Genomic DNA, 26,762 nt, shown 5'->3' with positions numbered 1-26,762 from the left:
GCCCACGAGGTCAGATCAAGAACCTAGATCAAGATCATCATTTGTTACGGCGACACCTGACTCTGGTTCCAGCGGCACCGCCCGGGGTGGTCGGCGCGGGTTAGTGTCGACCGGGTGACGATCATCGAGGTCCGCACCCACCGGCTCAGCATGCCGCTGCACACCCCGTTCGTGACAGCACTGCGCACCGCCACCACCATCGAGTCCCTGGTCGTGGAGGTCATCGACGCCGACGGCAGGTCCGGGTTCGGCGAGGCCCCCGAGGTGTGGCGGGTCACCGGCGCGTCCCTGCCCGGCGCGGCGGCGTGCGTCGAAGCGCTCACCCTGCTGCTCATCGGGGCCGACCCCGACGACCTGGTCGCCCTCACCCGGCGGGTGGCCGCAGCAGTGGTCGGCAACGAGTCCGCCAAGGCCGCCATCGACGTGGCGCTGCACGACCTGGCCGCCCGCAGGCTCGGGGTGCCCCTGGTCCGGATGCTCGGCGGGTCGGCGCTGCGGGTCGGCACCGACGTCACCCTCGCCGCCGGCACCCCCGACGCGATGGCCGCCTCGGCGGTGGCCCGGGTCGCCGAGGGTTTCACGGTGCTCAAGATGAAGGTCGGCACGGACGCCGCCGGGGACCTCGCCCGGGTCTCCGCTGTCCGGGAAGCCGTCGGACCGGCCCCCGGCACGGAGGCCAGCGCGCGCACCGCGTCCGGGTCGGGGCAGGGGCCCGGCGCCGAGATCGGGCTCCAGCCGGGGTCCGGAGTCAGGTCCGGGGTGACGATTCGGCTCGACGCCAATCAGGGCTGGACGCCCCGCGAGGCCGTCGGCGTGATCCGCCGGATCGAGGACGCCGGGCTCGTCGTCGAGTTCGTCGAACAGCCCGTGGCCGCCGCCGACCTCGACGGGCTGGCCTGGGTCTCCGACCGGGTCGGCACCCCGATCATGGCCGACGAGAGCGTGTTCTCCGTCCGGGACCTCGTCGAGGTGATCCGGCGCCGCGCCGCGGACCTCGTCAACGTCAAGCTCGCCAAGTGCGGCGGCCTCGGCCCGGCCCGTACCCTGCTGGAACTCGCGAGGGCCCAGGGCATGGGCACCATCGTGGGCTCCATGATGGAGGGGCAGCTGGGGGTGGCCGCGGCGGCGAGCCTGGCCGCGGCGTACGGCACCACGGCCGTGGCCGATCTCGACGCCGCCTGGTGGCTGGCGTCGCCCCCGCTGAAGGACGGGATGCGCTACGACAGCGCGACCGTCGTCCTGCCCGACGCCCCCGGCCTCGGCGTCACCCTCACCGGCGTCACCCCGGAAGGAACCCCCTAGATGCTCTCGATCCTCGTCGCCCCCATTGCCTCCGGGACCGCGTCAAGCGTGCTCGGGCGGGTGGCCTGTGAACGGAACGCTGACGTGCCGCACAGCGCGGCCAGCACGATGAAGGCGGCTGTGCTCGCCGCGCTGTACCGCAGCGGCCTCGACCTCGACGCCCCGGTGCCGGTGCGCAACGGCTTCCCGTCCGCCCTCGACGGCGAGCCGTTCGACAGCACCCCTGGCTACGACAGCGACCCGGAGGTGTGGGCCAGGCTGGGCGGGGAGGCGACGCTGCGCTGGCTCGGGTACCGGATGGTGGTCCGGTCCTCCAATTTCGCCACCAACCTGGTTCTCGCGCACGTCGGCCTCGACGCGGTGGCCGACGTGTGGCGGGCGGCCGGCGCGCGGCGCAGCGTCACGGGGCGCGGCATCGAGGACTACCGGGCCAACGTGGCCGGCATCGCCAACCTGGTGACGGCCCGGGACCTGGCGGCGTTGATGTCGGCGCTGGAGCCCGAGGTGCTCGACGTCCTCGCGGCCAACGAGCACCGGGTGGACCTCGCGGCGGGGCTGCCGGCCGGTACCCGGATCGCGTTCAAGAACGGCTGGATTGACGGCTGCCGGCACAGCGCGGGAATCGTGTACCCGGCAGACGCCCCGCCCTACGTGATCGCCGTCTGCTACACGGGGCCGCTGGCGGCCGGAACGGCGACCGGTGACCCGGCGGCCCGGCTGCTCGCCCGGATCTCGGCTGCGGTCTGGACCCGACGGCACGCCCTGCCCACCTGAGCACCCCGGTGGTGGCCGGTCGCGGAAGTGCCGCCGATGCAGGGCAGGCTCCTCCGTAGTCAGATGACGGGGTTGATCTTCAGGCCAGGAGGTTGTCGCGCAGTGCCGCCACATCCACGCCCAGGCCGGCCGTGACGAACGTGGCGAAATCCGGGTAACCGCGTTCCACCTCGGCGAACGCCGCCGCCAGGTACTCCTCACGCGCCTCCAGCAGCGGGGCGAACAGCGCCACGTCCCGGACCAGCCCCCGCTCGCGCAGCGCCTCCAGCAACCCGCGCGCCTGCCCGGCGGACTCGTTGGTGCGCAGGTAGTCGGCGAACACCGCCGCGCGGTCCACGCCCACGGCGGTGAGCGCGACGGCGGCCAGCCAGCCGGTGCGGTCCTTGCCCGCCGTGCAGTGGAACAGCACCGGCACGCCGGCCGGGTCCGCCATGGTGGCCAGCGCCGCCCCGAACTGGGCCCGCGCGCCCGGATGGGTGACGAACCAGCGGTACATCTCGGTCATCAGCCGCTCGCCCCGGCCGGCCCCGAGGAGCTCGGCCTGCCGGTCGGGGTCGCCGCTGCCGATCGCGGTCGTCATCAGGGCGTAGATGTCCAGGTCGTCGTCGTACACCGGCAGCGCCCGCAGCACCGGGCCGGCCGGCAGCCGGTCCGCGCCCAGCGTCGCCACCTCGGGGCCGCCGCGCAGGTCGAGCACGTGCGCCAGACCCCAGCCGCCGAGGACCTCGACGTCGGCGTCGGTGAGCCGGGCCAGGGAGTCCGCCCGGTACGCCCGGCCCGTGGCGAGTCTCTCCCCTCGCGCCGTGACGTGTTCTCCGAGGTCACGGGTGTTGGGGGCACCGGTCAGCAGGGTCATGACCCCATGGTGCCGGACGGAGAGGTTATCTTGGCCTTCGGGTGTCGGAAGTCCACAGGTGGGAGAGAGTCATGCACAGGGCGACAGTGGCGGTCGGGGTGGGCACGGTGTGGACCGGACCGGAGGCTCCGAGGGATGTCGACTCGCCCGCGCTGAGCACGCCCGCGCATCCCCGGCACTGGCTGAACGCCATGTCGACGGCCGACCGGGCCGACCTCAACGGCCGTACCGTTACGCAGGTCCGGCTCGGCGAGTCCGTGCTGGTCGACGAGGTGCGCGGCGACTGGACCCGGATCATCGCCCCCCGACAGGCCACCGACCAGGACGAGCGCGGCTACCCGGGCTGGCTGCCCAGCGCCCAGCTCACCGGGTACACCCCCGCCGAGGACGCCGACTACGTGGTCGACGCGACCAGCATCGCCCTCCTCGACGAGCCGAACGGCGACGTGACCCTGCCGGCCGTGGTCCTCGGCACCAGGCTGACCTCCGCGGGCCCCAGCCAGCGCGGCTGGACGCCGATCCGGGTGCCCGGGGTCGCCGAGCCGCTGTGGGGCCGGCTGCGTGACCTGCGAGCCGCCGACGCGCCGGCCCCCGACCCGATGACGGTCGCCTGGCGGATGCTCGACGTGCCGTACGTGTGGGGCGGGCTGTCGGCGTACGGGATCGACTGCTCCGGCCTCGTGTACGTCGCCCTGGGCGGCGGGGTGCCCCGGGACGCCGCCGACCAGTACGCCGCTGCGGCTCCCGTGCCGGCCGGCGAGGAGCGGGCCGGGGACCTGTACTTCTTCGCCCGGGGCTCCGAGCCTGTGCACCACGTCGGATTCGTGGTCGGCGACGGCCGGATGCTGCACGCGTGCGGGACTACCGGCCGGGTGGTGTCCGAGGAACTGACTGCCGAGCGGGCCACGACGCTGGTCGGGATCGGCAGGCTCTAGCCGGGGCAGGGGCGTCGGGAGTTCCGACGCCCCGCCGAGGTCAGGACGCCGCGCGCAGGTCCCGCTTCCGGTCCCGGGACGACTTCGCCAGGCTCAGCACCGTCGTCACCACGAGCGTGCCCAGGATGATCAGCAGCGACAGCCAGATCGGGATGTGCGGCACCCAGCTGATCTTCTCGCCGCCGTTGATGAACGGCAGGTTGTTCTCCGCGAGCGCCTCCATCACCAGCTTGACGCCGATGAAGCCGAGGACGACGGACAGGCCGATCGACAGGTAGATCAGCCGGTCGAGGAGGCCGCCGATCAGGAAGTACAGCTGGCGCAGGCCCATCAGCGCGAACACGTTGGCCGTGAACACCAGGTAGGGCTCCTTGGTGAGCCCGAAGATCGCCGGGATCGAGTCCAGCGCGAAGATCAGGTCGGTGGTGCCGATCGCGATCATCACCACGAGCATCGGGGTGAACATCTTCTTGCCCTTGATCCGCGTGGTCAGATCCGCGCCGTGGTACTCCTTCGTCACCGGCAGCACCTTGCGCGTCCACCGGATGAGGACGTTCTCCTTGAACTCGTCGTCGTCCGTCTCGCCGCCCTTGGCCAGCTTGATCGCCGTGAACACCAGGAACAGGCCGAAGAAATAGAACACCCAGACGAACTTCTCGATCAACGCCGCGCCGGCCGCGATGAACGCGCCGCGCATGATCAGCGCTATCACGATGCCGACGAGCAGCACCTTCTGCTGGTAGATCCTGGGCACCGCGAAGTTCGCCATGATCAGGACGAACACGAAGAGGTTGTCGACCGACAGGCTGTACTCGGTGACCCAGCCGGCGAAGAACTCACCCGCGTACTTGGGCCCGGAGGCCGCGAAGATGCCCAGCCCGAACACGACGGCCAGGCCGACGTAGAAGACCACCCAGAGCGTGGACTCGCGGATCGAGGGCTCGTGTGGCCGACGGCCGACCACGGCGAGGTCGAAGAGGAGCAGGGCGGCGAGCCCGACCATGGTCGCGATCCAGACCCAGGTGGGGATATTCATGGTTCCTCCGGCAGGCACAAAGCATCACCGGAGGTCTCTTCCGCCACCACGTGCGGCGACCGGCGGTCCCGGGCTCCCGGAGGAACCGTGCTGACGAGACCGTCGCGGGGGAATACTCCCCTCCTTGTACGCCCCATTGTCCCCCACGGCCTGCGCCCGAACGAATCCGGGGCGAAACTTGGCCCTCCCCCGCCCGGGTCCGACACGTTCCGCGCACGCCGACGCGGGAACGACATCGATGACCGTTATCTGTATATTTTCTCGCTTATGACAGATATCTACCTGTTGAGAAGTGGGCACCATCGCTCTTTGTGTACCTTGCGTGAGCCTGCGGACACTGGCAGGCTGCGGGGCATGATTCTCGAAGTCGCCCTCATCGACGTCGTTCCCGGTCAGGAGGAGGCCTTCGCCGCGGCGTACGCCGAGGCCCTCCCCCTGCTCACCACCACCCCCGGCTGCCAGAAGGCGCGGATGACCAGGGGAATCGAATCCCCGTCCAAGTTCGTCCTGCTGGTGGAGTGGGACAGCGTCGAGGCCCATGTGGAGAACTTCCGGGCCTCCGAGCGGTTCGAGAAGTGGCGGGACCTGATCGGAGTGCACTTCGCGGCGCCACCGGTGGTGGAGCACTTCAACGACCTGTAGGACCCCGACGCTCCCGAGCCGGGACACCTGTCCCGGCTTCCCGGCTCCGGAGCCCTGACCGCCCAGGCCGTGCCTGACACCGGCCCGCCCGTCCGTGACCGCCCTGACCTCCGTGACCGCCCCGGTCTCCGGGACCGCCCCTGCCGGCCTGTACCGCCCTGGTCTCCGGGACCGCCCGGGCCTCCGTGACCTGCCGGCCCTGCCGCCCGTGACCGGCCTCGCCGCAGGCCCCGCCCCGGTCAGACGCTCTCGCGGCGCACCGAGCCCCCCAGTCCCCCCGGCCTCTGCCCGTGGATCGTCACACCCGCAGGCAGAGCCACCTGCCGCACCATCCGGACCTCGTCGAAGCGCACCTCGCCCACCGCGAGGCCGTTGGGCACCACGCCGTACACCGTGAAGCCGCAGTCCTCGTAGAGCGCCACGGCGGCGTGGTTGTTGCCCCGCACCGACAGCAACGCCACCTCCACGCCGACGGCCGTCACCGCCTCGACCAGCCGGGTGACCATCCGCCGGCCCAGGCCCAGCCCGCGCGCGGCCGGGTGCGCCATGATCCGGGTCAGCAGGGCCGTGTGCCCCTGCGGGCCGGGGACCTCGCGGATCCACGCCCCCAGCGCCTCGATCCGGCCGTCGACCCGGCAGAGGAGCATGCCGGCCCGGCCCTGGGCGATCCGGTCGAGCAGGGAGTCGACCCAGGCGTCGACCTCGGCGCGGTCGGGGACCGCCAGAAAGCCGATGGCCCCGCCGGCGGCGACCACGTCCGACACCACCCGGTGGATCCCGGCCCGGACCGCCAGGTCACCGCCCGCCAGATGATCGCCCGCCTCGACATCGTCCGCGTCGGAGTCGCCGCGAGGTCCCGGCCGACGCGGCACGGCGAGCCACTCCTCACTGACCCGCCCGACCACGTCCGCCGCGCCTTCCCCCGGCCCCTCCGCGCCGGTCACACCCCCGCCGCGTCGAGCTGCCGCAGCTCCTTCTTCAACTCCTTGATCTCGTCCCGGATCCGCGCGGCCACCTCGAACTGCAGCTCGCGCGCCGCCCCGAGCATCTGCTCGTTGAGCTGCCCGATCAGGTCGGCCAGATCGGCCCGGGCCATCCCCGGCTCCGCCGCCGTCGTGCTCCGGATCCGTCCGCTACCCGGCGAACCCGGCACCGGCGACTTGCCCCGGGACAGCTGACGACCGCCGCCGACCAGCGCCGCGTCCGTCTCCTCGGCCTCCCGGTAGATGCCCTCGAGGACGTCGCGGATCTGCTTGCGCAGCGGCTGCGGGTCCACCCCGTGCGCCTCGTTGTACGCGATCTGCTTCGCACGCCGGCGGTCCGTCTCGTCCAGCGCCTGGGCCATCGACGGCGTGATCTTGTCCGCGTACATGTGCACCTGGCCGGACACGTTACGCGCGGCCCGCCCGATGGTCTGGATCAGCGACGTCGCCGAGCGCAGGAAGCCCTCCTTGTCGGCGTCCAGGATCGCGACCAGGGACACCTCCGGCAGGTCCAGGCCCTCACGGAGCAGGTTGATGCCGACGAGCACGTCGTAGTCGCCCTTGCGCAGCTCGCGGAGCAGCTCGACCCGGCGAAGGGTGTCGACCTCCGAGTGCAGATACCGCACCCGGATGTCGTGTTCGAGCAGGTAGTCGGTGAGGTCCTCGGCCATCTTCTTCGTGAGCGTCGTGACCAGCACCCGCTCGTCGCGCTCCGAGCGGACCCGGATCTCGTGCATCAGGTCGTCGATCTGGCCCTTGGTCGGCTTGATCACCACCTCGGGGTCGATCAGGCCGGTCGGCCGGATGACCTGCTCGACGAACTCGCCCTCCGTCTTGCGCAGCTCCCACGGGCCGGGGGTCGCCGACAGGTACACCGCCTGGCCGACCCGCTCGGTGAACTCGTCGAACCGCAGCGGCCGGTTGTCCATCGCCGACGGCAGCCGGAAACCGTGGTCGACCAGGGAACGTTTCCGGGAGGCGTCCCCCTCGTACATCCCGCCGATCTGGGGGATCGTCACGTGCGACTCGTCGATGACCGTGAGGAAGTCCGCCGGGAAGTAGTCGAGCAGGCAGTGCGGCGGGCTGCCGCCGTCACGGCCGTCGATGTGCCGGGAGTAGTTCTCGATGCCGGAGCAGAAGCCGACCTGGCGCATCATCTCCAGGTCGTACGTCGTGCGCATCCGCAGCCGCTGGGCCTCCAGCAGCTTGCCCTGCCGGTCCAGCTCGGCGAGGCGCTCGGCGAGCTCCACCTCGATCTGGCCTATCGCGCGCTCCATCCGCTCCGGGCCGGCCGCGTAGTGGGTCGCCGGGAACACCACCATCGAGTCGACCTCGCGGACCACGTCGCCGGTCAGCGGGTGCAGGTAGGACAGCTTCTCGACCTCGTCGCCGAAGAGCTCGATCCGTAGCGCCAGCTCCTCGTACGCCGGAATGATCTCGATCGTGTCCCCGCGCACCCGGAAGGTGCCCCGGACGAACGCCACGTCGTTCCGCGTGTACTGGATGTCGACGAGCCGACGCAGGAACGTGTCCCGGTCCAGCTCCTCGCCCATCTTCACGACGGCGGCCCGCTCCAGGTACTCCTCCGGCGTGCCCAGGCCGTAGATCGCGCTCACGGTGGCCACCACGATCACGTCCCGGCGGCTGAGCAGACTCTTCGTGGTCGAGTGCCGCAGCCGCTCGACCTCCTCGTTGACCGAGGAGTCCTTCTCGATGTACGTGTCCGACTGGGCGATGTACGCCTCGGGCTGGTAGTAGTCGTAGTAGCTGACGAAATACTCGACAGCGTTGTGCGGCATCAGCTCGCGGAACTCCGTCGCCAGCTGCGCGGCCAGGGTCTTGTTCGGGGCGAGCACCAGCGCTGGGCGCTGCAGCTCCTCGATCAACCACGCCGTCGTGGCGCTCTTGCCCGTGCCCGTGGCGCCCAACAGCACCGAATGCTCCTCGCCGCGCCGCACCCTGGCGGCCAGCTCGGCGATCGCGGTCGGCTGGTCACCAGCCGGCTTGTACTCACTCACAACCTCGAAACGGCCCGATGCCCGGGGGATGTCCAGCGCCATAGAACCCACCGTACGCGCCAGGTACGACAACCCCGATTTACGATGCGCCAACAAGGCCCAAAAGCATTGTGCCCCCAAGATCCCGGGGCTAGCCTCGATCGTGCAGCAGGCGGTGGCGGCCTTTCCCGGCGGATGACCTCGGTCAGAGCCCCGGGCACCGGTCGCAGCTCCCGACCCCACACGTCGGTGAGCGCATCGGGCGTCGGTCGACCTCGTGTCGCCCGGGGTCGTCGAGCCTGCCAAAAGGGAGAGCTTTGCCCCACCCGGCAAAGCTCTCCTCTTTTGGTGGGTGGGGCCCGCTGAGGGCGACGATGCGTGCGTTGTCGGCACGCCTGAATACAACACCGGTATTCAGGCGCACCTCCGCCTTCGCCTCCCCGCCCTCAGCGGGCCAAGACGTTGAGATCACAATCCCTTTTTTGGTTACGAATGTGGTGCTAGCCGGTCGCGGCGGTCGGGGCCCAGCCTGTGGTCGCCGCCCACTTCTCCGCCAGGGCGCCAGCCTCGTCGAACCAGGGCTCCTTGGCGTCCGCGTAGTCGTTCACCGTGAGGCCCTCCGCCGCCAGCCGCGCCTTGAGCTGGGCGTATCCCGCCACCTCTGCCGGGTTGGCCCGGAGCCAGTCGCGGAACATCAGCGCCCAGCGCCAGCCGGGCGAGTCCAGCGTGCGGACATGCAGGTTGACCGGGCGGCCGGGGTCGGCGGAGCCGTGCAACCTTTTGTACCAGATGGTGGTGTCCGGGGGTTTCGGGTTGTCCCACCACTCGCCCGGATTCGCGGGGAAGCCGACGGCGGCCAGCACGGGGGCCAGCCGGTCGGCGGCGGCCAGGTCGGTGACGCCCAGTTGGATGTCGAGGATGTCCTTGGCGGGCAGGCCGGGCACCGAGGTAGAACCGATGTGGTCGAGGGTAACCGCCAGGTCCCCGGCGGCGTGCCGGATCCGGGCCGCCAGCCGCGCGTACTGCTCCGGCCACGTCCCGTCCGGGGCCGCGATGGTCAGCTCCACGGGGCGGGCAGCCCGGCGACCCGCCGCCAGATTCTCGTCGAACCCGACGAACCGGTCCCACACGGTGGCCAACCTGGTGTGCAACTCGGCCAGGGTGCCCGAGTTGTCCACCACGACATCGGCCGCCGCCCGGCGCTGGCCGTCACTGGCCTGAGCCGCCATCCGGGACTCGGCCTCGGCAGGGGGCAGCCCGCGCTCCACCAGTCGTGCGAGCCGGACGTCGTGACCGGCCTCGACGACGAGTACCAGAGGGAACGTCGGCGCCAGGCCCACCTCGACCAGGAGCGGGATGTCGTTGACCACGATCGAGTCCCCGGCAGCGGCCGTGAGCTCCTCGGACCGGGCCCGCACGCGAGGGTGGATGATCCGTTCCAGTCGCGCCCGGGCCGACGGATCCGCGAACACGACAGCGGCCAGCGCCGCCCGGTCGAGCGCGCCGTCCCGCAGGACGCCGTCCCCGAAGGTGTCGACGACCTCGGCCAGCCCCTCGGTACCGGGCGCGACGACCTCGCGGGCCAGCACGTCGGAGTCCACGATCACGGCGCCCCGCCCGGCCAGGTACCGCGCGACGGCGCTCTTCCCCGCCCCGATACCGCCCGTGAGTCCCACTCTCAACATGCCCCGACCCTACCGACCCGCCCCGGCCGTGCCATGCCCGGCAGGAGGTCCCGCACCGGGCGGTGGGCGAGGCGGGCCGGGCGGGAGATCCCCGCACCGACGGGGTTGCGCGAGTCCGGCCGGGCCCACGCGCTGGACGCACCCCACCCGGCCGGACCCACCGACCGGACGCACCCGACCCGGCACCGGTCACGTCCCCGACAGCGGGGCTCCCCGGCGCACACGAAAGGGCCCCGGCGCTTCGCGCCGGGGCCCTTTCTACGAACTACAGAGCGACTTAGCCCTTGCCGCCCGCGAGCTTCTCGCGCAGAGCCGCGAGCGCCTCGTCGGTGGCGAGGGTGCCAGCCGGCTCCTCCGGGGCCTTGGTGGCCGAGGGGGTGCTGCTGGTCATGCTGGTCGCACCCGAGCCACCGGCCGGAGCGCCGACGGTGACGGGCTGCGGGTTGGCCTCGGCCTCGGCGTCAGCGACACGGGCCGCCTCGACCTGCTTGGCGTGCGCCTCCCAGCGGACGCGGGCGTCGGCGTACTGCTTCTCCCACACCTCGCGCTGCGCGTCGAAGCCCTCGAGCCACTCGCCCGTCTCCGGGTCGAAGCCCTCCGGGTAGATGTAGTTGCCGGCCTCGTCGTAGGTGGCAGCCATACCGTAGAGGGTCGGGTCGAAGTGCTCGTCGCCCTCGACGAAGCCCTCGTTCGCCTGCTTGAGCGAGAGCGAGATCCGCCGACGCTCGAGGTCGATGTCGATGACCTTGACGAGAACGTCGCCGTTGACCTGAACGACCTGCTCCGGGATCTCCACGTGGCGCTCGGCCAGCTCGGAGATGTGCACCAGGCCCTCGATGCCGTCGTCGACGCGCACGAACGCACCGAACGGAACCAGCTTCGTGACCTTACCGGGCACGATCTGGCCGATCTGGTGGGTCCGGGCGAACTGACGCCACGGGTCCTCCTGCGTCGCCTTCAGCGACAGGGAGACGCGCTCACGCTCGAGATCGACGTCGAGAACCTCGACCTCGACCTCCTGGCCGACCTCGACAACCTCGGACGGGTGGTCGATGTGCTTCCAGGACAGCTCCGAGACGTGCACGAGGCCGTCGACGCCGCCGAGGTCCACGAACGCGCCGAAGTTGACGATCGAGGACACGACGCCCTTGCGGACCTGGCCCTTGGCGAGCTTGTTGAGGAACTCGGTGCGGACCTCGGACTGGGTCTGCTCGAGCCACGCCCGGCGGGACAGGACCACGTTGTTGCGGTTCTTGTCCAGCTCGATGATCTTCGCCTCGAGCTCACGGCCCACGTAGGGCTGGAGGTCGCGGACGCGCCGCATCTCGACCAGGGAGGCCGGCAGGAAGCCCCGGAGGCCGATGTCGAGGATGAGACCACCCTTGACGACCTCGATGACGGTGCCGCGGACGACGCCGTCGTCCTCCTTGATCTTCTCGATCGTGCCCCACGCGCGCTCGTACTGCGCACGCTTCTTGGACAGGATCAGCCGACCCTCCTTGTCCTCCTTCTGGAGAACAAGGGCCTCGATCTGGTCGCCCACAGCGACCACATCGGCCGGGTCAACGTCGTGCTTGATCGACAACTCGCGCGAGGGGATGACGCCCTCGGTCTTGTAGCCAATGTCGAGCAGGACCTCGTCCCGGTCGACCTTGACGACGGTGCCTTCGACAATGTCACCGTCGTTGAAGTACTTGATGGTCAGATCAATGGCGGCGAGGAAATCTTCCTCAGAGCCGATGTCATTGATTGCGACCGTGTTCGAGGAGACCTCGATGCTGCTCGTCATGTGGGCAGGTGCTCCGGTTTGGGTTGTCGATCGTGTGTTCGGTGCGCTCATGGGCCCTTCCGCCGGCCTCTGCCAGCAGTTGCGGGCCTGCTCCCTGCCGAGACGCGCGACCCACCAACGCGTCGTCCAGCCTACCCCGCCCAATACCACACGGTCCAACCGTCCCCCGGCATAATGTCACGCCGTGAACCAAACGCACACCGCCCGAGGGGCCACGACCAGAGCCGAGAGCCGGCAGGCCAACACCCACTGGTGGGACAGTGATGCAGATCACTACCACGAGGAACACGGCGCGTTCCTGGGCGAGGTGCTGCTGCGGTGGTGCCCCGAGGGACTGACCGAGGCCGATGCCGGACTGCTCGGCCCGGTGGCCGGGAAGCGGATCCTGGAGATCGGCTGCGGATCGGCCTCCAGCTCGCGGTGGCTGCGCACCCAGGGCGCAGAGGTGGTCGCCACCGACCTGTCCGCCGGCATGTTGCGGCACGCCGTGGCGGGCAACGAGCATTCAGGGGTACGGATCCCACTCGCCCTCGCCGACGCCGAGTGCCTGCCCTTCCGCGACGGCGTGTTCGATGTGATCTTCACCGCTTTCGGGGCCGTTCCGTTCGTCACGGACTCGGCGCTCGTGATGCGCGAGGCGGCCCGCGTGTTGCGCCCCGGGGGCCGGTGGGTGTTCTCCGTCACGCACCCGATGAGATGGATCTTTCCGGACGATCCGGGCGAGGCCGGATTGGTGGCGATCCACTCGTACTTCGACCGGCGGCCGTATGTCGAGTACACCGACGGGGTGCCGACGTATGTGGAGCACCACCGGACGCTCGGGGACCGGGTCCGGGAGATCGTCGCGGCCGGGCTGACGCTGGTGGACCTCGTCGAGCCGGAGTGGCCGGAGGGCCACACCCAGGAGTGGGGCCAGTGGAGCCCGCTGCGGGGGAAGATCTTCCCCGGTACGGCGATCTACGTGACCGCCAAACCGGGGTAGCGGGCCCGGTCAGGTGCGGCGGATGGCCGGCAGGGTGAAGGCCGCCGCGACCGAGGCCGCGATCAGCACCCCGCACACCGCGCACGCCGCGGGGACTCCGACGGCCGTGCCGAGCAGGCCGAAGAGCGTGAACGAGACGGGTACCAGGCCCATGCCCTGGAGGACGAAGATGGAGCCGACCCGGGCCCGGTACCCGTCGGGGATCAGGGACTGGGTCGCCCCACCGAGCAGGGAGCCGGCCACGCCGCCCGACGCGCCGATCGCCACCATGGCCGCGCACACGGTCGGCAGGGTCGGACCGTAGCCGACCAGGACCACGCCGACCGCCTGGACCAGCATCACCCACAGCCCGATCGTGACCGGCCGGGACCACCTCTTCGCCACGATCACCAGCAGGGCCCCGGCCGCGCCGCCGACCCCGAGCGAGCCGAGCATCCAGCCCTGACCGGCCGAGCCCCAGCCCTCCGCCACCGAGCGCAGCGGCACCGCGAGGTTGACCGGGCCGGTCACACAGAACTCCAGGGTCGTGAGCACCAGGAACACGCCGCGGAGCACCGGCTGGCCGATCACGAACCGCAGACCGTCGCCCACCTCGGCGAGGAGGTCGCGGCGGGGCTTCGGGTCGCGTACCCCCGACTCGAACTGTGGTTTGATCTTCGCCAGGATGGCGACCGAGACGGCGAAGCTGACGGCGTTGAGGCCGCACGCGAGCGGGAAGCCGCCCACCGCGACCAGCAGGCCGCCGAGCGGCGCGCCGAGCAGCAGGGCGCACCGGTTGGCGAGCTGGCGGGCGGCCACCGAGGCCGGCAACTGCTCCCCCGGCAGGATCTGGGCCGGCAGCGCGGTGACCGCCGGCATGTACGCCGCGTCCACCGCCCCGAACACCAGCGCGGCCCCGACGAGCAGCCACATCGACGTGCCACCCAGGCCGGCGAACGCCGCGACCGCCATCACGAGCACCCGGAACGCGTCGGAGATCAGCATGAGTTTGCGCAGGCCGACCCGGTCGCCGAGCGCGCCGCCGAACAGCATCAGGATCGCACGCGGGATCGAGCTGGCCATCGACACGACGCTGGTCAGCAGCGGGTCACCCAGGTGGGCCGCCGCGTTGGCGAACGCGATGAAGTAGATCTGGTCGCCGACCAGGGACAGCCAGTAGCCGGCGAGCCAGCCGAGGAAGGTGGGGTTGCGGTAGGCGGCGCGTCGCGGGCGCGCCTCGACGACGGCGGTCATGGGACGTAGGGGAAGGCGTGGGCGAACAGGTACACGAACTGGCGGTCGTCGGTCTCGTCGACCGGCCGGGCACCCCAGCGGCGGAACAGCTCGGCGAGCTCCGCGGTGAACTCCGCCAGCTCGGCCCGGTCGACCCGGATCCGGCCGTTGGTGCTCCACGCGGCGTCGCGCCACTCCTCCGACCAGGCGTCCTGGCTCTTCAGGTAGTCGTCGAGGAGCTGGAACCGGCGGCGGATCGTGTCGGCCGTGACGGCCTCGGAGATCGCGCGGCCCTCGCTGCCGGCCGGGAAGTCGCCCTCGTTCCAGCTGATCCCGCCGGGGACCGCGCGCCACCACCGCTCGCGGCCGTCGCGGGCCAGCTCGGGGGCCTCGGTGACGAAGCCGAACCTGGCCAGCTGGTGCAGGTGGTAGCTGACCTTGGCGACGGCCAGGTCGACCCGCTCGGCGAGGGTGCTGGCCGTGGAGGGGCCGAAGGTGTTGAGGAGGCCGTAGAGGCGCATCCGCAGCGGGTGGGTGACCGCCTTGAGGACCGAGGGGTCCTGGATCGGCGTCGTCTGCTCTGCCATGTGCACAAGATTAGTTGCGCAACTTTAGTTGCACAAGACTTCTTGAATAACTACCGGAGCAGTGCCTCCACCAGATCCGAACCCAGCCTGCCGACCGCCGCCAGATCCAACCTGTGCAACGTGTACCGGCCCCGCCGCTCCTTCTCCAACAACCCGGCCCTGTGCAGCACCGCCAGGTGCCGGGACACCTCCGGAGCGGTCAACTGCCAGGCGTCGGCCAGCTCCCCCGTCGTGTGCGCCCCCCGGGCCAGCAGCCAGCACAGCCGCATCCTCGCCGGATTCGCCAGAGCTTCCATCCGCCGGCGCACCAGATCCAGGGGCACGACCGCCTCCGGCGCCACCGGGTACTGCACCACCGGCCGCCAGCCCGGCTCGTCGGAGATCACCAGGTGCGGCCAGCCGAACGCCGTCGGGGCGAAGGTGATGCCGGCGTCGACGGCGGAGGCCGTACTGACCCGCAGCTTGTCGATCAGGAGCCTCGTGCCCCGGACGGACAGCGCCGGCGACATCGCCGCCACGGCCGCGGCGAGCCCCCTGCGGCGGAACAGCTCGGACTTGTCCCGGGCGTCGGACATCAGCCGGACCCGGACCTGCCGCCACGCCTCGCCGAAGAACGCCGACTCGCAGTCCTCGAAGAGGCGGCGCAGCCAGGCGCGCAGGCCCGGCAGGTCCGTGAGGAGACGTTCGACGAACTCGGACTGGGCCGGGCCGCGGGCGCGGGACAGCTCGCGGGCGCGGTCGCGGGTCATGGCCCAGATCTCGGCCGCCCACCGGTCCGGGGCGGCCGTCGGACCCGGGAGGTCGGGAGTCGGCGCGATCGTCGGGTCGGAGAGGCCGGGGTGCGGCATGGCCGGGTGGCTCGTGGTGGGTCCGGGCGGGTCTTGGTCCGCCGGGCGGCCGGAGCCTGGCACTCGCGTGGTGACCGTCGGGTGACGGGTGGCGGGTGGCGCGGTACCCGTCGGATCGGTCTGGTGTCCGGCGGCGGGCGCGCGGCTTACCGGGGAGGGGCGGGTGCGGCGGGTGCGGCGGTCCGCCCCGCAGGCCGGGATGAACGCGGCGTACAGGAACGTGTCGTCGTCGAGCGCGTCCAGGTCGTCGAGGTCCTCGGCGAGGGTGGCGCGGATCGCGGACGGTACCAGGAAATCCGCCCTGCCCACCTGCCACAGGAAACTCGCCGCGTCGATCCGGTCCGCCAGGTCCGCCGGCAACGTCGCCGCCACGGCCGCGGCCCAGGCATGCTGCGTCGGGTGGTGCGCCGGGTCGCTCAGCACGTGCAGCGCGCCGATCAGCTCGCCGAGCGGCGACGGCCCGAACGCGACCTGCGGATCCGGCCCCAGTTCGATCGTCAGGGTCACCCCGTGATCCTCCCAGCCCCGCCGGGAACGCCCGACCGGAGTTGACGAAGATCGTCAAGCGGCTGCCGGACCCCCGCCGACGGCGGTCACGGTGGCCGGCATGAGACTCCACGCGTTGGTGGCCGTCGGCGGCAGTCGCCGGTACTCCGCAGCCCTCCTCGTCGACGCCGTCGGCGCCGGCCTGCTCCGCCCGTTCATGCTGCTGTACGGCCTGCGCGTCCTCGACCTCGGTCTCGTGCCCACCGGCGCGGCCATGACCGTCGGCCTCCTCGTCGGACTGGCCGCCATCCCGCTGTCCGGCCGGTGGATCGACCGCGCCGGGGGCCGGTGGCCCGTCATCGGCGCCCTGCTGGTCCGGGCGCTCGGCGTGGTCGTCCTGCTGGCGTCCGACTCGCTCGGCACCTTCCTCGCCGCGGCGGTCCTGCTCAGCCTCGGCACCCAGACCTGGCCGCCGGCGCACGCCGCCGTGGTGACCGCGCTGGTGGCCGGGCGGCATCGGGACGTCGCGCTCAGCGCCGGTCGGGCCGTCCGGAACGCCGGGCTCGGGGTGGGGGCGCTGATCGCGACCGTGACGTTGGCGGGCGGGGCTGGCGCGTTGCGGGGGTTGGCTGTGGTGAGTGGGGTGGGGTTCGTGGCGGCGGGGCTGCTGGTGGCGTCGATGCGGGTGCCTTCGTTGGTCGGTGCCGTGTCTGTGCCGGAGTCCTCGCCGGTGGTGGCCTGCGCGGGGACCGCACCCGGGTCAGGGGCCGTGACCAGGGAGGCTGCGCCCGCGCCGGCCGGGCGGGCCGCGTTCCTGGTGTTGTTCGTGGGGAACCTGCCGTTCGCGCTCTTGTTCGACGTACTCGAGGTCGCCCTTCCCGCCGTCTTCCTCCAGCAGTTGGGCAGCAGCGCCGCCTGGCCGGGGGCCGTCTTCATCGGCAACACGGTGCTCGTGGTCGTGCTGTCGGTACCCCTGGTCGTCCGGCTGGCGCACCGGTCCCGGCGGAGCGTGTTCGGACTGTCCGGGCTCGGGTTCGCCGTCGCCTACCTGGGCTTTCTCGGCGCGGGGGCGCTGGGTGGGCTCGGTGGCGCGGTCGGGGTGGCACTGTTCGGCGTCGTGTACACCGTCGCGGAGATCCTCTATTCCGGTACCGGGACGGCGCTCGTCATCGCCGCGGCCCAGCCGGGGCGGCTCGGTCGGGCGCTCGCCCGGTGGGAGCTGTCGACCGGACTCGGCAAGGCGCTGGCGCCGGCCGTGCTGACGACGCTGTTCGGGGTGGCCCCGGCGGTCCTGTGGATCCCGTTGGCCGCGGCGACCGGGCTGGCGGGGCTGGCGGTGGCCCGCTTCGGCCCCCGGGACGAGCCCGCTGCCGCGGAACCCGCTGCCGCCGAGCCCGCGACGCCGACCCTCATGAGCGCTGCCGCATGAACGCGACAGCGACCCGGCACCAACGTCCCGCCAACCGCCAGGTCACGCGCTAGTGGCCAGCCTCCGACCAGTCCCGGCCGGCCCCCACCGACACCTCCAACGGCACGGCCAGCTCATGCGCCGCGCCCATCTCCCGGCGCACCACCGCCTCCAACGGCCCCTGCTCGCCCGGCGACACCTCGAAGATGAGCTCGTCGTGCACCTGGAGCAGCATCCGCGACGCCAGACCCTCCGCGCGCAGGGCCTGATCGACCCGCAGCATCGCCACCTTGATGATGTCGGCCGCGGTGCCCTGGATGGGGGCGTTGAGGGCCATCCGCTCGGCCATCTCGCGGCGCTGGCGGTTGTCGCTGTTCAGGTCGGGCAGATAGCGGCGGCGGCCCAGGAGGGTCTCCGTGTAGCCGTCGGCGCGGGCCTTCACGACGATCTCGCGCAGGTAGTCGCGGACGCCGCCGAAGCGCTCGAAGTAGCCGTCCATCAGGACCTGGGCCTCGCCGGGGCTGATCCCGAGCTGTTGGGACAGGCCGTAGGCGGACAGACCGTAGGCGAGGCCGTAGGACATGGCCTTGATCCGGCGGCGGTGCTCCGGGGTGACCTCGTCGGTCTCGAACACCTTGCGGGCGACCGTGGTGTGCAGGTCCTCGCCGGACTGGAACGCGGCGATCAGGTCGGCGTCCTCGGAGAGGTGCGCCATGATCCGCATTTCGATCTGGCTGTAGTCGGCGGTCAGCAGGGTCTCGTAGCCCGCGCCGACGATGAAGGCGCGGCGGATCCGGCGGCCCTCCTCGGTGCGGATCGGGATGTTCTGCAGGTTCGGATCCGTGGACGACAGCCGGCCGGTGGCGGCGACCGTCTGGTTGAGGGTGGTGTGGATCCGGCCGTCGTCGGAGACGCTCTTGAGCAGGCCCTCGACAGTGGACTTGAGCCGGGCGACGTCGCGGTGCCGGAGCAGGTGTTCGAGGACCGGGTGCTGGGTCTTCTCGAACAGGCCCTGCAGGGCGTCGGCGTCCGTCGTGTACCCCGTCTTGATCTTCTTGGTCTTCGGCAGGCCCAGCTCGTCGAAGAGGAGCTGCTGCAACTGCTTCGGCGAGCCGAGGTTGAACTCGCGCCCCGCCACCGAGTACGCCAGCTCGGCCGCCGACTTCACCTCGGCGGCGAAGTGCGCCTCCAGCTCGGACAGATACTCCGTGTCGGCGGCGATGCCCGCGCCCTCCAGCCCGGCGAGCAGCACGCCGAGGGGCTGCTCCAGGTCGGCCAGCAGCGAACCGGCGGCGCCCTGGCCGGCGAGCTCCCCGCTGAGGGTCTCGGCGAGCTCGCGGGTCGCGGCGGCGCGCAGCATCAGCCCGTTGGCCTCGTCGTCGGAGTCCGCGCCCAGGCCGTCGAGGGTGAGCTGGCCGTTGGCGGGCTCGTCGGTGCGCAGGTCGCGGCCCAGGTAGCGCCGGGACAGCTCCGCCAGGTCGTAGTTGCGGGCGTCGGGGCGGGCCAGATACGCCGCCAGGGCGGTGTCCATGGTCAGCCCGGCCAGCTGCCAGCCGTGGGCGGCGAGGCCCCACAGGGCCGGCTTCTGGTCGTGGAGGGCCTTCGGGCGGGCCGGGTCGGCCAGCCAGGCGGCGACGGCGGCCTCGTCGGCCGGATCGAGCCCGGCGGTGGCGAACCAGGCCGAGGCCGAGGGCCCGGACACCGCGATGGCGTCGATGCTCCCGGTGCCCCGGCCGAACGTGCCGGCCAGCGCGACGCCGGCGGTCTGCGGGCCGAGCGCGGCGAGCCAGGCCGCGACCTCGCCGGAGCCGAGCACCGTGCCGTCGAGGCTGGCCATGGCGTCGGCGGACTCCGGCTGGTCCGAGCCGAGGATGCCGGTGAGGCGCTCGCGCAGCACCCGGAACTGCAGGGTGTCGAAGACCTGGTCGATCTCCTGCGGGTCGCCGCCGGACCAGGTGAGGTCGTCGGGGCCGCAGGGCAGCTCGAGGGTGCGGATCAGCTTGTTCAGGCTGGCGTTGCGGATCACGGACGCCAGGTGCTCGCGGACGTTGTCGCCGACCTTGCCCTTGATGTCGTCGACCCGGGCGATGATGGTGTCCAGGTCGCCGTACTGATTGATCCACTTGGCGGCGGTCTTCGGACCGACCCCGGGCACGCCCGGCAGGTTGTCGGAGTCCTCCCCGACGAGGGCGGCCAGGTCCGGATACCTGTCGGGGGCCACGCCGTACTTCGCCTCGACGGCCGCCGGGTCGAACCGGTTGAGCACGGAGACGCCCTTGACCGGGTAGAGCACCGTGACCTTGTCGTTGACCAGCTGGAACGAGTCGCGGTCACCGCTGGCGATCAGCACCTCGAAGCCGTCGGCCACCGCCCTGGTGGACAGGGTCGCCAGGATGTCGTCGGCCTCGAAGCCGGGCATCTCCACATACGTCACGCCGAGGGCCGTGAGCACCTCGTGGATGAGGGAGACCTGGCCCTTGAACTCGTTCGGCGTCTCCGACCGGCCGGCCTTGTACTCCTCGTACTGCTCCGTGCGGAAGGAGCGGCGGGACACGTCGAAGGCCACCCCGACGTGGGTCGGCTTCTCGTCGCGGATCAGGTTGATCAGCATCGAGGTGAACCCGAAGACAGCGTTGGTGGGCTGCCCCGTCGTGGTCGCGAAGTTCTCCACCGGCAGCGCGAAATACGCCCGGTATGCCAGCGAGTGTCCGTCGAGGAGCAGCAGCCGTTTCACGCCCGACAGCCTAGTCGCCGCCCCCGACAAAACCCGTGCCGCCCCGCGCGCTGCGAACAACGGCGGGGCGGCACGGCGTACCAGATGATGTTTTACAGAACTTTCGACAGGAACGCCTTGGTGCGCTCGTGCTGCGGGTTGGCCAGCACCTCGCGGGGATTGCCGGCCTCGACGATGACGCCGCCGTCCATGAACACCAGCGAGTCGCCCACCTCGCGGGCGAAGCCGATCTCGTGGGTCACGACCATCATCGTCATGCCCGAGGCGGCCAGGTCCCGCATCACGTCGAGCACCTCGCCGACGAGCTCGGGGTCCAGCGCGCTGGTCGGCTCGTCGAACAGCATCACCTTGGGCTCCATGGCCAACGCCCGGGCGATCGCCACCCGCTGCTGCTGGCCGCCGGACAGCTGGCTCGGGTAGGCCCCGCCCCTGTCGCCCAGCCCGACCCGGGTGAGCAGCTCCAGGGCCCTGGTCTTGCACTCCGACCGGGACCGGCCGAGCACCTGGTAGGGGCCCTCCATGATGTTGTCCAGGGCCGTGAGGTGCGGGAACAGGTTGAACCGCTGGAAGACCATGCCGATGTCGCGGCGCTGGGCGGCGATCTCCTTCTCCCGCATCTCGTAGAGCCGGTCGCCGCGCTGCTTGTAGCCGATGAGCTGCCCGTCCACCGTGATCCGGCCCGCGTTGATCTTCTCGAGGTGGTTCACGCAGCGCAGCAGGGTGGACTTGCCCGACCCGGAGGGGCCGAGCACGCAGCACACCTCGCCGGCGGCGATCTCCAGGTCGATGCCCCGGAGCACCTCGTTCAGACCGAATTTCTTGTGTACGTCCGAGATAGTGATCATCGATTGCCTCCGAACCGCCACTTGAGCAGCCCGGTGTTCTCGCTCCGGCGCTGGCCGGCACCGAACTTCCGTTCCAGGAACGCCTGGACGATCATGAGCAGGCTGGCGATGAACAGGTAGTACAACGCGGCGGCCACGAGCATCGGGAATACGTCGAACGACGCGGTGCCCACGGCCTTGAGCTGGTAGAACAGCTCGAAGATCACCGGGGCGTACGCCAGCAGCGACGTGTCCTTGAGCATCGCGATCGTCTCGTTGCCGGTCGGCGGCACGATCACCCGCATCGCCTGGGGCAGCACGATCCGGCGGAGGATCCGGCCCTTGGGCATGCCCAGCGCCGCGGCCGCCTCGCTCTGGCCCTCGTCCACGGACTGGATGCCGGCCCGGACGATCTCGGCCATGTACGCGGCCTCCGACAGCCCCAGCGCGAGCATGCCCGCGACGAAACCGGTCAGCGCCGTCGCGGCGTCGATGCCGAACACCCGGGCCTCGAAGTCGTGGATGCCGAACAGCGCGCCGAGCTGGTGGTCGAACGGCAGACCGAACTCCAGCCGCTTCCACAGGATGCCCAGGTTGGCGAACAGCACGATCAGCACGACCCGGGGCACGGCCCGGAACACCCAGGTGAACAGCCACGCGGTGCCGGACAGCACGGGGTTGTCCGACAGCCGCATCACGGCGACGACCACGCCGAGGACGACGCCGATCGTCATCGCGATCAGGGTGCCGGCGATCGTGCCCCGCAGCAGGCCGTCGATGACCGGAGGCCGGAACGCGTTGTCGACCATGAACGCCCAGTGGAAGTGGGAGTTGGTGACCAGCATGTGCACGAACATCGCCGCGAGCACCGCGAGGGCGGCGACAGCGACCCAGCGCCAGGGGTGCCGGACGGGCACGACCTTCATCGGCCGTACCTCGTCCGGGCTCTTCCACTCGCTCACGACGGGTTGATCTCCGGGGCGCCCGGGAGCTTGCCGTCCTGCACGTTCCACTTCTTCAGGATCGTGTCGTAGGTGCCGTCGGCGATCAGCGCCTTGAGGGCGTCGCGCAGCGACTCGGCGAACGGCGTCTGGTCCTTGGCGACCACGTAGCCGTAGGGGGCCGAGTCGTAGATCTTGCCGAGCAGCTCGAGCTTGCCGCCGGTCTTGGCGACGGCGTCCACGCACACCGGGGAGTCGGCGAGCATCGCGTCGTCCTTGCCGGAGGCGACGGACGCGGTGGCGTCGGCCTGGGCCTGGTAGGGCGAGATCGTGATCGCCGGCTTGCCTGCGGCCTTGCACGCCGCCTGCTTCGCGGCCAGGTCCACGGTCTCCTGCACGGTGCCGGTCTGCACGGCGACCTTCTTGCCGCACGCGTCGTCCGGGGACACCTTCGACGGGTTGCCCTTCGCGGTGATCCACTGCGTGCCGGCGCTGAAGTAGCTGACCATCAGCGTGTTCTTCTTGCGCTCGTCGTTGATGGTGAACGAGGACACGCCGGCCTCGTACTTGCCCGACTGGATGCCCGGCAGGATGTCGTCGAACGCGCTCGTCGTCCACTCGGTCTTCAGGCCGAGCTTCGCGGCGACGGCGTCGAACAGCTCGACGTCGAAGCCGATCACGGTCTTGCCGTCGGCGTCGAGGGACTCGTTCGGCGGGTAGGTCGAGTCCACCCCGATGTGGATCTTGCCGTCGGCCTTGATCGCCGCGGGCACCTTGTCGGCGAGGGCCTTGTCGACCGCCACCTTGGAGTCGGTCTTCGGCGTCGCGTTATCCTTCGCGCCGCAGCCGGCGATCCCTGACATCAGGGCGACCGCGCCGAGTACCGCCAGAACCTTGCGCACGGGGTCTCCTCCCAGAGGTTGCGTGGCCCGGCGGGCGGGCCGGGCCACGTCTAGCACTCGCTCAGGCCACACCCAGGTAGGCCTCTTGCACGGACGGGTCGACGAGCAGCTCGGCACCGGTGCCGGACTTAACGATCCGTCCAGTTTCCAATACGTACGCACGGTGTGCACGTGAAAGCGCCTGTTGCGCGTTCTGTTCCACCAGCAGGATCGTGGTGCCCTGCTGGTTGATCTCCGTGATGATCGAGAAGATCTGCTGGATCAGGATCGGCGCCAGCCCCATCGACGGCTCGTCGAGCAGCAGCAGCCTCGGCCGGGCCATCAGTGCCCGCCCGATCGCGACCATCTGCTGCTCGCCACCGGACATCGTGCCGCCGATCTGCTTGCGCCGCTCCGCCAGCCGGGGGAACAGGCCGAACACCCGGTCCAGGTCGGAACGGATCCCGGCCTTGTCCTTACGGGTGTAGCACCCCATCTCCAGGTTCTCGAGCACCGTCATGCCGGGGAACACCCCGCGGCCCTCCGGCGACTGGCTGATCCCGCGGATCACCCGGCGGTCGGCCCGCTCCTTGGTGATGTCCTTGCCGTTGAACTTGATCGTGCCCTGCGACACCGGACGCAGCCCGGAGATGGCCCGCATCGTGGTGGACTTGCCGGCGCCGTTCGCACCGATCAGGGCCACGATCTCGCCCTCGCCCACCTCGACGCTGATGCCGTGCAGGGCCTGGATCCGGCCGTAGTGCAGCGACATGTTCTCGATCTCAAGCAGCATCTTCAGGCACCCCCAGGTACGCGGCGACGACCTTCGGGTTCGCCCGGACCTCCGCCGGACTGCCCTCGGCGATCTTCTTGCCGAACTCCAGCACGACGATCCGGTCCGTGACCCCCATGACCAGGCGCATGTCGTGCTCGATGAGCAGCACGGTCAGCCCCAGGTCACGGATCTTGCGGATCAGCTCCAGCAACCGGGCCTTCTCGGTCGGGTTGAACCCGGCCGCCGGCTCGTCCAGGCAGAGCAGCTTCGGCTCCGTGGCCAGCGCGCGGGCGATCTCCAACCGGCGCTGGTCGCCGTAGGACAGGTTCTTGGCCTGCTCGTCGGCGTGCGCCGTGATGCCGACGAACGTCAGCAGCTCCTGGGCCTTCTCCCGGCCGGCGCGCTCCTCGGCGACGTACCGGGACACGCCGAACACGTTCGCGAAGGCCCGCTTGATCGGGTTCTTCGGCAGGGTGTCCTCGGTGCCCCTGACCCGGCTGATCCGGAACAGGGCGCCGACCACGCTGGTCTTGTGCCGCACGTCGGTGCCGACCAGCACGTTCTCCAGCGCGGTCATCTCGGGGAACAGCCGGATGTTCTGGAACGTCCGGGCGATGCCCATCCGGGTGATCGCGTACCGGGGCCGGCCGCTGACCCGCCCGCCGTCGAAGGTGACCTGGCCGGACGTCGGCTTGTAGACGCCGGTCATCACGTTGAAGCAGGTCGTCTTGCCGGCGCCGTTCGGCCCGATCAGGCCCAGGATCTCGCCCTTGCGGACGTCGAAGCTGACCCCGTCGAGGGCCACCAGGCCACCGAACTTGAGCGTGACGTTGTCGACCTTCAGCAGGGTCTCGGCGGGTGCCCTGGTCACCACGCCGGTGCTCGCGTTCTCGCTCATGCTGACGCCTCCTCGGCCACGTGGGCCTCCACGAGCGGCGGCTGGGAGCTGCGGTAACGCTTGGGCAGCAGGCCCTTCGGCCGGAAGGTCATGATGACGATGAGTGCCAGACCGAAGGTCAGCAGCCGGTACTCACCGGTGTTGAGCTCGATCCCGAAGAAGTCGATCCCGCGCAGGCGCTCCGGCAGGTACCACACCAGGATCGCGCCGACTGTGACACCGGCAAGGTTGCCCGCGCCGCCGACGACGACCATCGCCACGAACAGGATCGAGGTGATCAGGTCGAAGCTGTTGGAGCCCATGAACTGCTGCTTGCCGGCGTAGAGCGCGCCGGCCAGGCCTCCGAGGGCCGCGCCGAACGCGAAGGCCCACAGCTTGAACTTGAACGCCTGCACGCCCATGATCTCGGCGGCGTCCTCGTCCTCGCGGATCGCGACCCACGCCCGGCCGACCCGGCTGCGCTCCAGGCGGCGCGAGGCGAACATGCACACGATGACGCAGACGAGCGCGAGCCAGTACCAGGCGAGACTGGTGGCGGAGCCGAACATCGGCAACCCGACCCAGTTCTCGTCGATGAAGCCCGGCAGCAGGTTCGGCCAGGTGCCGCCCGGGTGCGCGATGTCGCTGATGCCGCGCTGGCCGTTGGTCAGGCCGTTGGCGTTCTGCGCGACGAGGCGGACGATCTCACCGAAGCCGAGGGTCACGATGGCCAGGTAGTCGCCCCGGACCCGGAGCGTGGGCCAGCCGAGAAGCACCCCGGACAACATCGTGACGGCCACGGCCAGCGGGACGCACAGCAGCCAGCCGTACGGGGTGTGCATGAAGGTGGCGAGCTTGGAGCCGTGCAGCGGGGAGTCGGGGGAACCGAACAGGGCCACCGTGTACGCGCCGACGGCGAAGAAACCGATGTAGCCCAGGTCCAGCAGGCCGGCGAGGCCGATGACGACGTTGAGGCCGACGGCGACGACGACGTACATGGCGACCAGGAAGAGGACGGTGGTGAAGTCGGTCTTCGTGGTCCGGATGATCTCGTCGACGCCCGGGATGTAGATCCGGGGCAGCGCGAACAGGAGCAGCACGAACGCGCACCCCACCGCGACCCGCCACGCCTTGGGGACGGCGCGCCAGCGGTCGCCCATCCCGGCGAGGATGCTCAGCCGACGGTCGTCGGCCTTCTGCAGTTTGCCGATCATGCTCGAGCCCTCCCCAGCGACTCGCCCAGCAGACCCGTCGGGCGGAACATCAGAATGAGCACCAGACACGCGAACGGGACGACGTTCATCCACTCGGAGCCGAAGACGCCGGCGCCCCAGTTCTCGACGAGGCCGAGCAGCAGGCCGCCCAGCAGGGCGCCGCGCAGGTTGCCGATCCCGCCGAGCACGGCGGCGGCGAAGGCCTTGACGCCGAGGATGAAGCCGACGTCGTACTGGGTGGAGCCGACCTTGACGATGTGCAGCAGGGCCGCGCCGCCGGCCATCAGGCCGCCGATCATGAAGATCAGCATGATGACGCGGTCGCGGTTGACGCCCATCAGGGCCGCGGCGTCCGGGTTCTGGGCCACGGCGCGCACGCCCCGGCCGAGCCGGGTGCGGTTGATGAACTGCTCCAGGCCGAACATCATCACGATCGCGGAGACGATGATGATGATCTGCACGTTGTCGACGGTCGCCCCGAAGAACGAGAAGACCTCTTTCGGCTGTACGAGCGTGATCGCGCCCTTGAGCTTGCGCTCGGTCAGCAGACCCATGGTCTCGAGCAGCACCACCGAGGCGCCGATCGCCGTGATCAGGAAGACCAGGGACGGCGGGTTCTTGCGGCGCAGCGGCCGGTACGCGACCCGCTCGACGAGCAGCGCGGTGCCTGCCGAGGTGAGCGACGCGGCCACCAGGCCGAGCACGAGGAGTGCGATCACCATGCCGGTGCCGGGACGGCCGGCGTTCAGGTCGTAGCCGACCAGGTTCCAGACGGTGATCACGGCGAACGTCCCGGTCATGAAGACCTCGGAGTGCGCGAAGTTGATGAGGCGGAGCACGCCGTAGACGAGCGTGTAGCCGAGCGCGACGAGCGCGTAGATGGCGCCCTGTGTCAGCCCCCCGACCGACAGGCTCCAGAAATTATCCAACCAGTACTGAAAATGCACAGCAGACCCCCACTGGCCCTTGTCTTATGGACTGGCCGGGGGCACCA

23 protein-coding genes are annotated in these 26,762 nt (G+C 70.7%); 6 read left to right on the top strand and 17 right to left on the bottom strand.

Features of this window, described 5'->3' with window-relative positions:
* The first annotated feature begins 114 nt into the window (after positions 1 to 114).
* Together IW245_RS37010 and IW245_RS37005 are read left to right on the top strand one after the other, a co-directional pair.
* Positions 115 to 1,302 carry a mandelate racemase/muconate lactonizing enzyme family protein gene (locus IW245_RS37010; protein ID WP_197007718.1) on the top strand — a complete coding sequence of 396 codons (1,188 nt, stop codon included), beginning with the start codon at positions 115 to 117 and terminating at the stop codon, positions 1,300 to 1,302.
* Positions 1,303 to 2,076 (top strand): serine hydrolase, encoded by a 774-nt coding sequence (locus IW245_RS37005; protein ID WP_197007717.1) that lies wholly within the window; start codon positions 1,303 to 1,305, stop codon positions 2,074 to 2,076.
* Between the two features lie 79 nt (positions 2,077 to 2,155).
* Here IW245_RS37005 and IW245_RS37000 read toward each other — a convergent pair whose 3' ends face one another.
* Complete coding sequence (locus IW245_RS37000; protein ID WP_197007716.1) at positions 2,156 to 2,932, bottom strand: tyrosine-protein phosphatase; 777 nt, start codon at positions 2,930 to 2,932, stop codon at positions 2,156 to 2,158.
* 71 nt (positions 2,933 to 3,003) lie between these two features.
* On the opposite strand from IW245_RS37000, the gene IW245_RS36995 reads away from it, so the two are divergent.
* The gene (locus IW245_RS36995) at positions 3,004 to 3,867 is read left to right on the top strand and encodes a C40 family peptidase (protein ID WP_197007715.1); all 864 of its coding nucleotides are present in this window, start codon (positions 3,004 to 3,006) and stop codon (positions 3,865 to 3,867) included.
* Positions 3,868 to 3,907: 40 nt separating this feature from the next.
* Here the strand turns inward: IW245_RS36995 and IW245_RS36990 are convergent, their stop codons facing one another.
* Entirely contained in the window at positions 3,908 to 4,903 is a 996-nt protein-coding gene (locus IW245_RS36990) for a TerC family protein (RefSeq protein WP_197007714.1), read from the bottom strand.
* A gap of 354 nt (positions 4,904 to 5,257) precedes the next feature.
* On the opposite strand from IW245_RS36990, the gene IW245_RS36985 reads away from it, so the two are divergent.
* Complete coding sequence (locus IW245_RS36985) at positions 5,258 to 5,545, top strand: antibiotic biosynthesis monooxygenase family protein (RefSeq protein ID WP_197007713.1); 288 nt, start codon at positions 5,258 to 5,260, stop codon at positions 5,543 to 5,545.
* Positions 5,546 to 5,784: 239 nt separating this feature from the next.
* Here IW245_RS36985 and IW245_RS42505 read toward each other — a convergent pair whose 3' ends face one another.
* The 4 genes from IW245_RS42505 to rpsA all read right to left on the bottom strand — a co-directional run bounded on the left by IW245_RS42505 (position 5,785) and on the right by rpsA (position 11,999).
* On the bottom strand, positions 5,785 to 6,489 hold the full coding sequence (locus IW245_RS42505) for a GNAT family N-acetyltransferase (RefSeq protein WP_197007712.1): 705 nt from the start codon (positions 6,487 to 6,489) through the stop codon (positions 5,785 to 5,787).
* Positions 6,486 to 8,588: an excinuclease ABC subunit UvrB gene (uvrB, locus tag IW245_RS36975; protein ID WP_197007711.1), complete on the bottom strand. Its 2,103-nt coding sequence runs from the start codon at positions 8,586 to 8,588 to the stop codon at positions 6,486 to 6,488. Before uvrB ends, IW245_RS42505 begins: the two co-directional genes overlap by 4 nt.
* 437 nt (positions 8,589 to 9,025) lie before the next feature.
* A complete protein-coding gene (coaE, locus tag IW245_RS36970; RefSeq protein ID WP_197007710.1) occupies positions 9,026 to 10,210 on the bottom strand; it encodes a dephospho-CoA kinase in 1,185 nt (394 codons plus the stop codon).
* A gap of 277 nt (positions 10,211 to 10,487) precedes the next feature.
* Positions 10,488 to 11,999 carry a 30S ribosomal protein S1 gene (gene rpsA, locus IW245_RS36965; RefSeq protein ID WP_231399059.1) on the bottom strand — a complete coding sequence of 504 codons (1,512 nt, stop codon included), beginning with the start codon at positions 11,997 to 11,999 and terminating at the stop codon, positions 10,488 to 10,490.
* A gap of 184 nt (positions 12,000 to 12,183) precedes the next feature.
* On the opposite strand from rpsA, the gene IW245_RS36960 reads away from it, so the two are divergent.
* A complete protein-coding gene (locus tag IW245_RS36960; protein ID WP_197007708.1) occupies positions 12,184 to 12,981 on the top strand; it encodes a class I SAM-dependent methyltransferase in 798 nt (265 codons plus the stop codon).
* A gap of 9 nt (positions 12,982 to 12,990) precedes the next feature.
* Here IW245_RS36960 and IW245_RS36955 read toward each other — a convergent pair whose 3' ends face one another.
* The 3 genes from IW245_RS36955 to IW245_RS41245 are packed head-to-tail and all read right to left on the bottom strand — an operon-like array spanning position 12,991 to position 16,135.
* A complete protein-coding gene (locus IW245_RS36955; protein ID WP_197007707.1) occupies positions 12,991 to 14,214 on the bottom strand; it encodes an MFS transporter in 1,224 nt (407 codons plus the stop codon).
* Entirely contained in the window at positions 14,211 to 14,780 is a 570-nt protein-coding gene (locus IW245_RS36950) for a winged helix-turn-helix domain-containing protein (RefSeq protein ID WP_197007706.1), read from the bottom strand. The genes IW245_RS36955 and IW245_RS36950 overlap by 4 nt, the downstream gene beginning before the upstream one ends.
* A 50-nt stretch (positions 14,781 to 14,830) precedes the next feature.
* The gene (locus IW245_RS41245; RefSeq protein ID WP_233473178.1) at positions 14,831 to 16,135 is read right to left on the bottom strand and encodes an ArsR/SmtB family transcription factor; all 1,305 of its coding nucleotides are present in this window, start codon (positions 16,133 to 16,135) and stop codon (positions 14,831 to 14,833) included.
* A gap of 100 nt (positions 16,136 to 16,235) precedes the next feature.
* Here IW245_RS41245 and IW245_RS36940 point away from each other — a divergent pair, with 100 nt between their 5' ends.
* Positions 16,236 to 17,543 carry an MFS transporter gene (locus IW245_RS36940; RefSeq protein ID WP_197007705.1) on the top strand — a complete coding sequence of 436 codons (1,308 nt, stop codon included), beginning with the start codon at positions 16,236 to 16,238 and terminating at the stop codon, positions 17,541 to 17,543.
* A gap of 49 nt (positions 17,544 to 17,592) precedes the next feature.
* Here the strand turns inward: IW245_RS36940 and polA are convergent, their stop codons facing one another.
* From polA to IW245_RS36900, 8 genes are all read right to left on the bottom strand, one after another.
* Positions 17,593 to 20,256 (bottom strand): DNA polymerase I, encoded by a 2,664-nt coding sequence (gene polA, locus IW245_RS36935; protein WP_372445291.1) that lies wholly within the window; start codon positions 20,254 to 20,256, stop codon positions 17,593 to 17,595.
* A gap of 92 nt (positions 20,257 to 20,348) precedes the next feature.
* Positions 20,349 to 21,101, bottom strand: a complete 753-nt coding sequence (locus IW245_RS36930; protein WP_197007704.1) for an amino acid ABC transporter ATP-binding protein — start codon at positions 21,099 to 21,101, stop codon at positions 20,349 to 20,351.
* Positions 21,098 to 22,006: an amino acid ABC transporter permease gene (locus IW245_RS36925; RefSeq protein ID WP_197008882.1), complete on the bottom strand. Its 909-nt coding sequence runs from the start codon at positions 22,004 to 22,006 to the stop codon at positions 21,098 to 21,100. Before IW245_RS36925 ends, IW245_RS36930 begins: the two co-directional genes overlap by 4 nt.
* 32 nt (positions 22,007 to 22,038) lie before the next feature.
* The gene (locus IW245_RS36920; protein WP_372445290.1) at positions 22,039 to 22,923 is read right to left on the bottom strand and encodes an ABC transporter substrate-binding protein; all 885 of its coding nucleotides are present in this window, start codon (positions 22,921 to 22,923) and stop codon (positions 22,039 to 22,041) included.
* Positions 22,924 to 22,984: 61 nt separating this feature from the next.
* Positions 22,985 to 23,695, bottom strand: a complete 711-nt coding sequence (locus IW245_RS36915; RefSeq protein WP_197007703.1) for an ABC transporter ATP-binding protein — start codon at positions 23,693 to 23,695, stop codon at positions 22,985 to 22,987.
* Positions 23,685 to 24,575 (bottom strand): ABC transporter ATP-binding protein, encoded by an 891-nt coding sequence (locus IW245_RS36910; protein ID WP_197007702.1) that lies wholly within the window; start codon positions 24,573 to 24,575, stop codon positions 23,685 to 23,687. Before IW245_RS36910 ends, IW245_RS36915 begins: the two co-directional genes overlap by 11 nt.
* Complete coding sequence (locus IW245_RS36905; protein ID WP_197007701.1) at positions 24,572 to 25,768, bottom strand: branched-chain amino acid ABC transporter permease; 1,197 nt, start codon at positions 25,766 to 25,768, stop codon at positions 24,572 to 24,574. The genes IW245_RS36910 and IW245_RS36905 overlap by 4 nt, the downstream gene beginning before the upstream one ends.
* A complete protein-coding gene (locus IW245_RS36900) occupies positions 25,765 to 26,715 on the bottom strand; it encodes a branched-chain amino acid ABC transporter permease (protein ID WP_233473179.1) in 951 nt (316 codons plus the stop codon). Before IW245_RS36900 ends, IW245_RS36905 begins: the two co-directional genes overlap by 4 nt.
* Positions 26,716 to 26,762 lie beyond the last annotated feature (47 nt).

The organism is Longispora fulva, from assembly GCF_015751905.1.
Classification (GTDB): domain Bacteria; phylum Actinomycetota; class Actinomycetes; order Mycobacteriales; family Micromonosporaceae; genus Longispora; species Longispora fulva.
Note: the sequence above shows the minus strand (reverse complement) of the source record. Positions and strands in the feature narration are given on the sequence as shown.

Bases quoted from the DNA above. Each gene is read 5' to 3' on its own strand.
- IW245_RS37005 (WP_197007717.1), top strand. From the start codon at position 1,303: ATGCTCTCGATCCTCGTCGCCCCCATTGCCTCCGGGACCGCGTCAAGC.
- IW245_RS37000 (WP_197007716.1), bottom strand. From the start codon at position 2,932: ATGACCCTGCTGACCGGTGCCCCCAACACCCGTGACCTCGGAGAACAC.
- IW245_RS36995 (WP_197007715.1), top strand. From the start codon at position 3,004: ATGCACAGGGCGACAGTGGCGGTCGGGGTGGGCACGGTGTGGACCGGA.
- IW245_RS36990 (WP_197007714.1), bottom strand. From the start codon at position 4,903: ATGAATATCCCCACCTGGGTCTGGATCGCGACCATGGTCGGGCTCGCC.
- IW245_RS36985 (WP_197007713.1), top strand. From the start codon at position 5,258: ATGATTCTCGAAGTCGCCCTCATCGACGTCGTTCCCGGTCAGGAGGAG.
- uvrB (WP_197007711.1), bottom strand. From the start codon at position 8,588: ATGGCGCTGGACATCCCCCGGGCATCGGGCCGTTTCGAGGTTGTGAGT.
- coaE (WP_197007710.1), bottom strand. From the start codon at position 10,210: ATGTTGAGAGTGGGACTCACGGGCGGTATCGGGGCGGGGAAGAGCGCC.
- rpsA (WP_231399059.1), bottom strand. From the start codon at position 11,999: ATGACGAGCAGCATCGAGGTCTCCTCGAACACGGTCGCAATCAATGAC.
- IW245_RS36955 (WP_197007707.1), bottom strand. From the start codon at position 14,214: ATGACCGCCGTCGTCGAGGCGCGCCCGCGACGCGCCGCCTACCGCAAC.
- IW245_RS36950 (WP_197007706.1), bottom strand. From the start codon at position 14,780: ATGGCAGAGCAGACGACGCCGATCCAGGACCCCTCGGTCCTCAAGGCG.
- IW245_RS36940 (WP_197007705.1), top strand. From the start codon at position 16,236: ATGAGACTCCACGCGTTGGTGGCCGTCGGCGGCAGTCGCCGGTACTCC.
- IW245_RS36930 (WP_197007704.1), bottom strand. From the start codon at position 21,101: ATGATCACTATCTCGGACGTACACAAGAAATTCGGTCTGAACGAGGTG.
- IW245_RS36925 (WP_197008882.1), bottom strand. From the start codon at position 22,006: ATGAAGGTCGTGCCCGTCCGGCACCCCTGGCGCTGGGTCGCTGTCGCC.
- IW245_RS36915 (WP_197007703.1), bottom strand. From the start codon at position 23,695: ATGCTGCTTGAGATCGAGAACATGTCGCTGCACTACGGCCGGATCCAG.
- IW245_RS36910 (WP_197007702.1), bottom strand. From the start codon at position 24,575: ATGAGCGAGAACGCGAGCACCGGCGTGGTGACCAGGGCACCCGCCGAG.
- IW245_RS36905 (WP_197007701.1), bottom strand. From the start codon at position 25,768: ATGATCGGCAAACTGCAGAAGGCCGACGACCGTCGGCTGAGCATCCTC.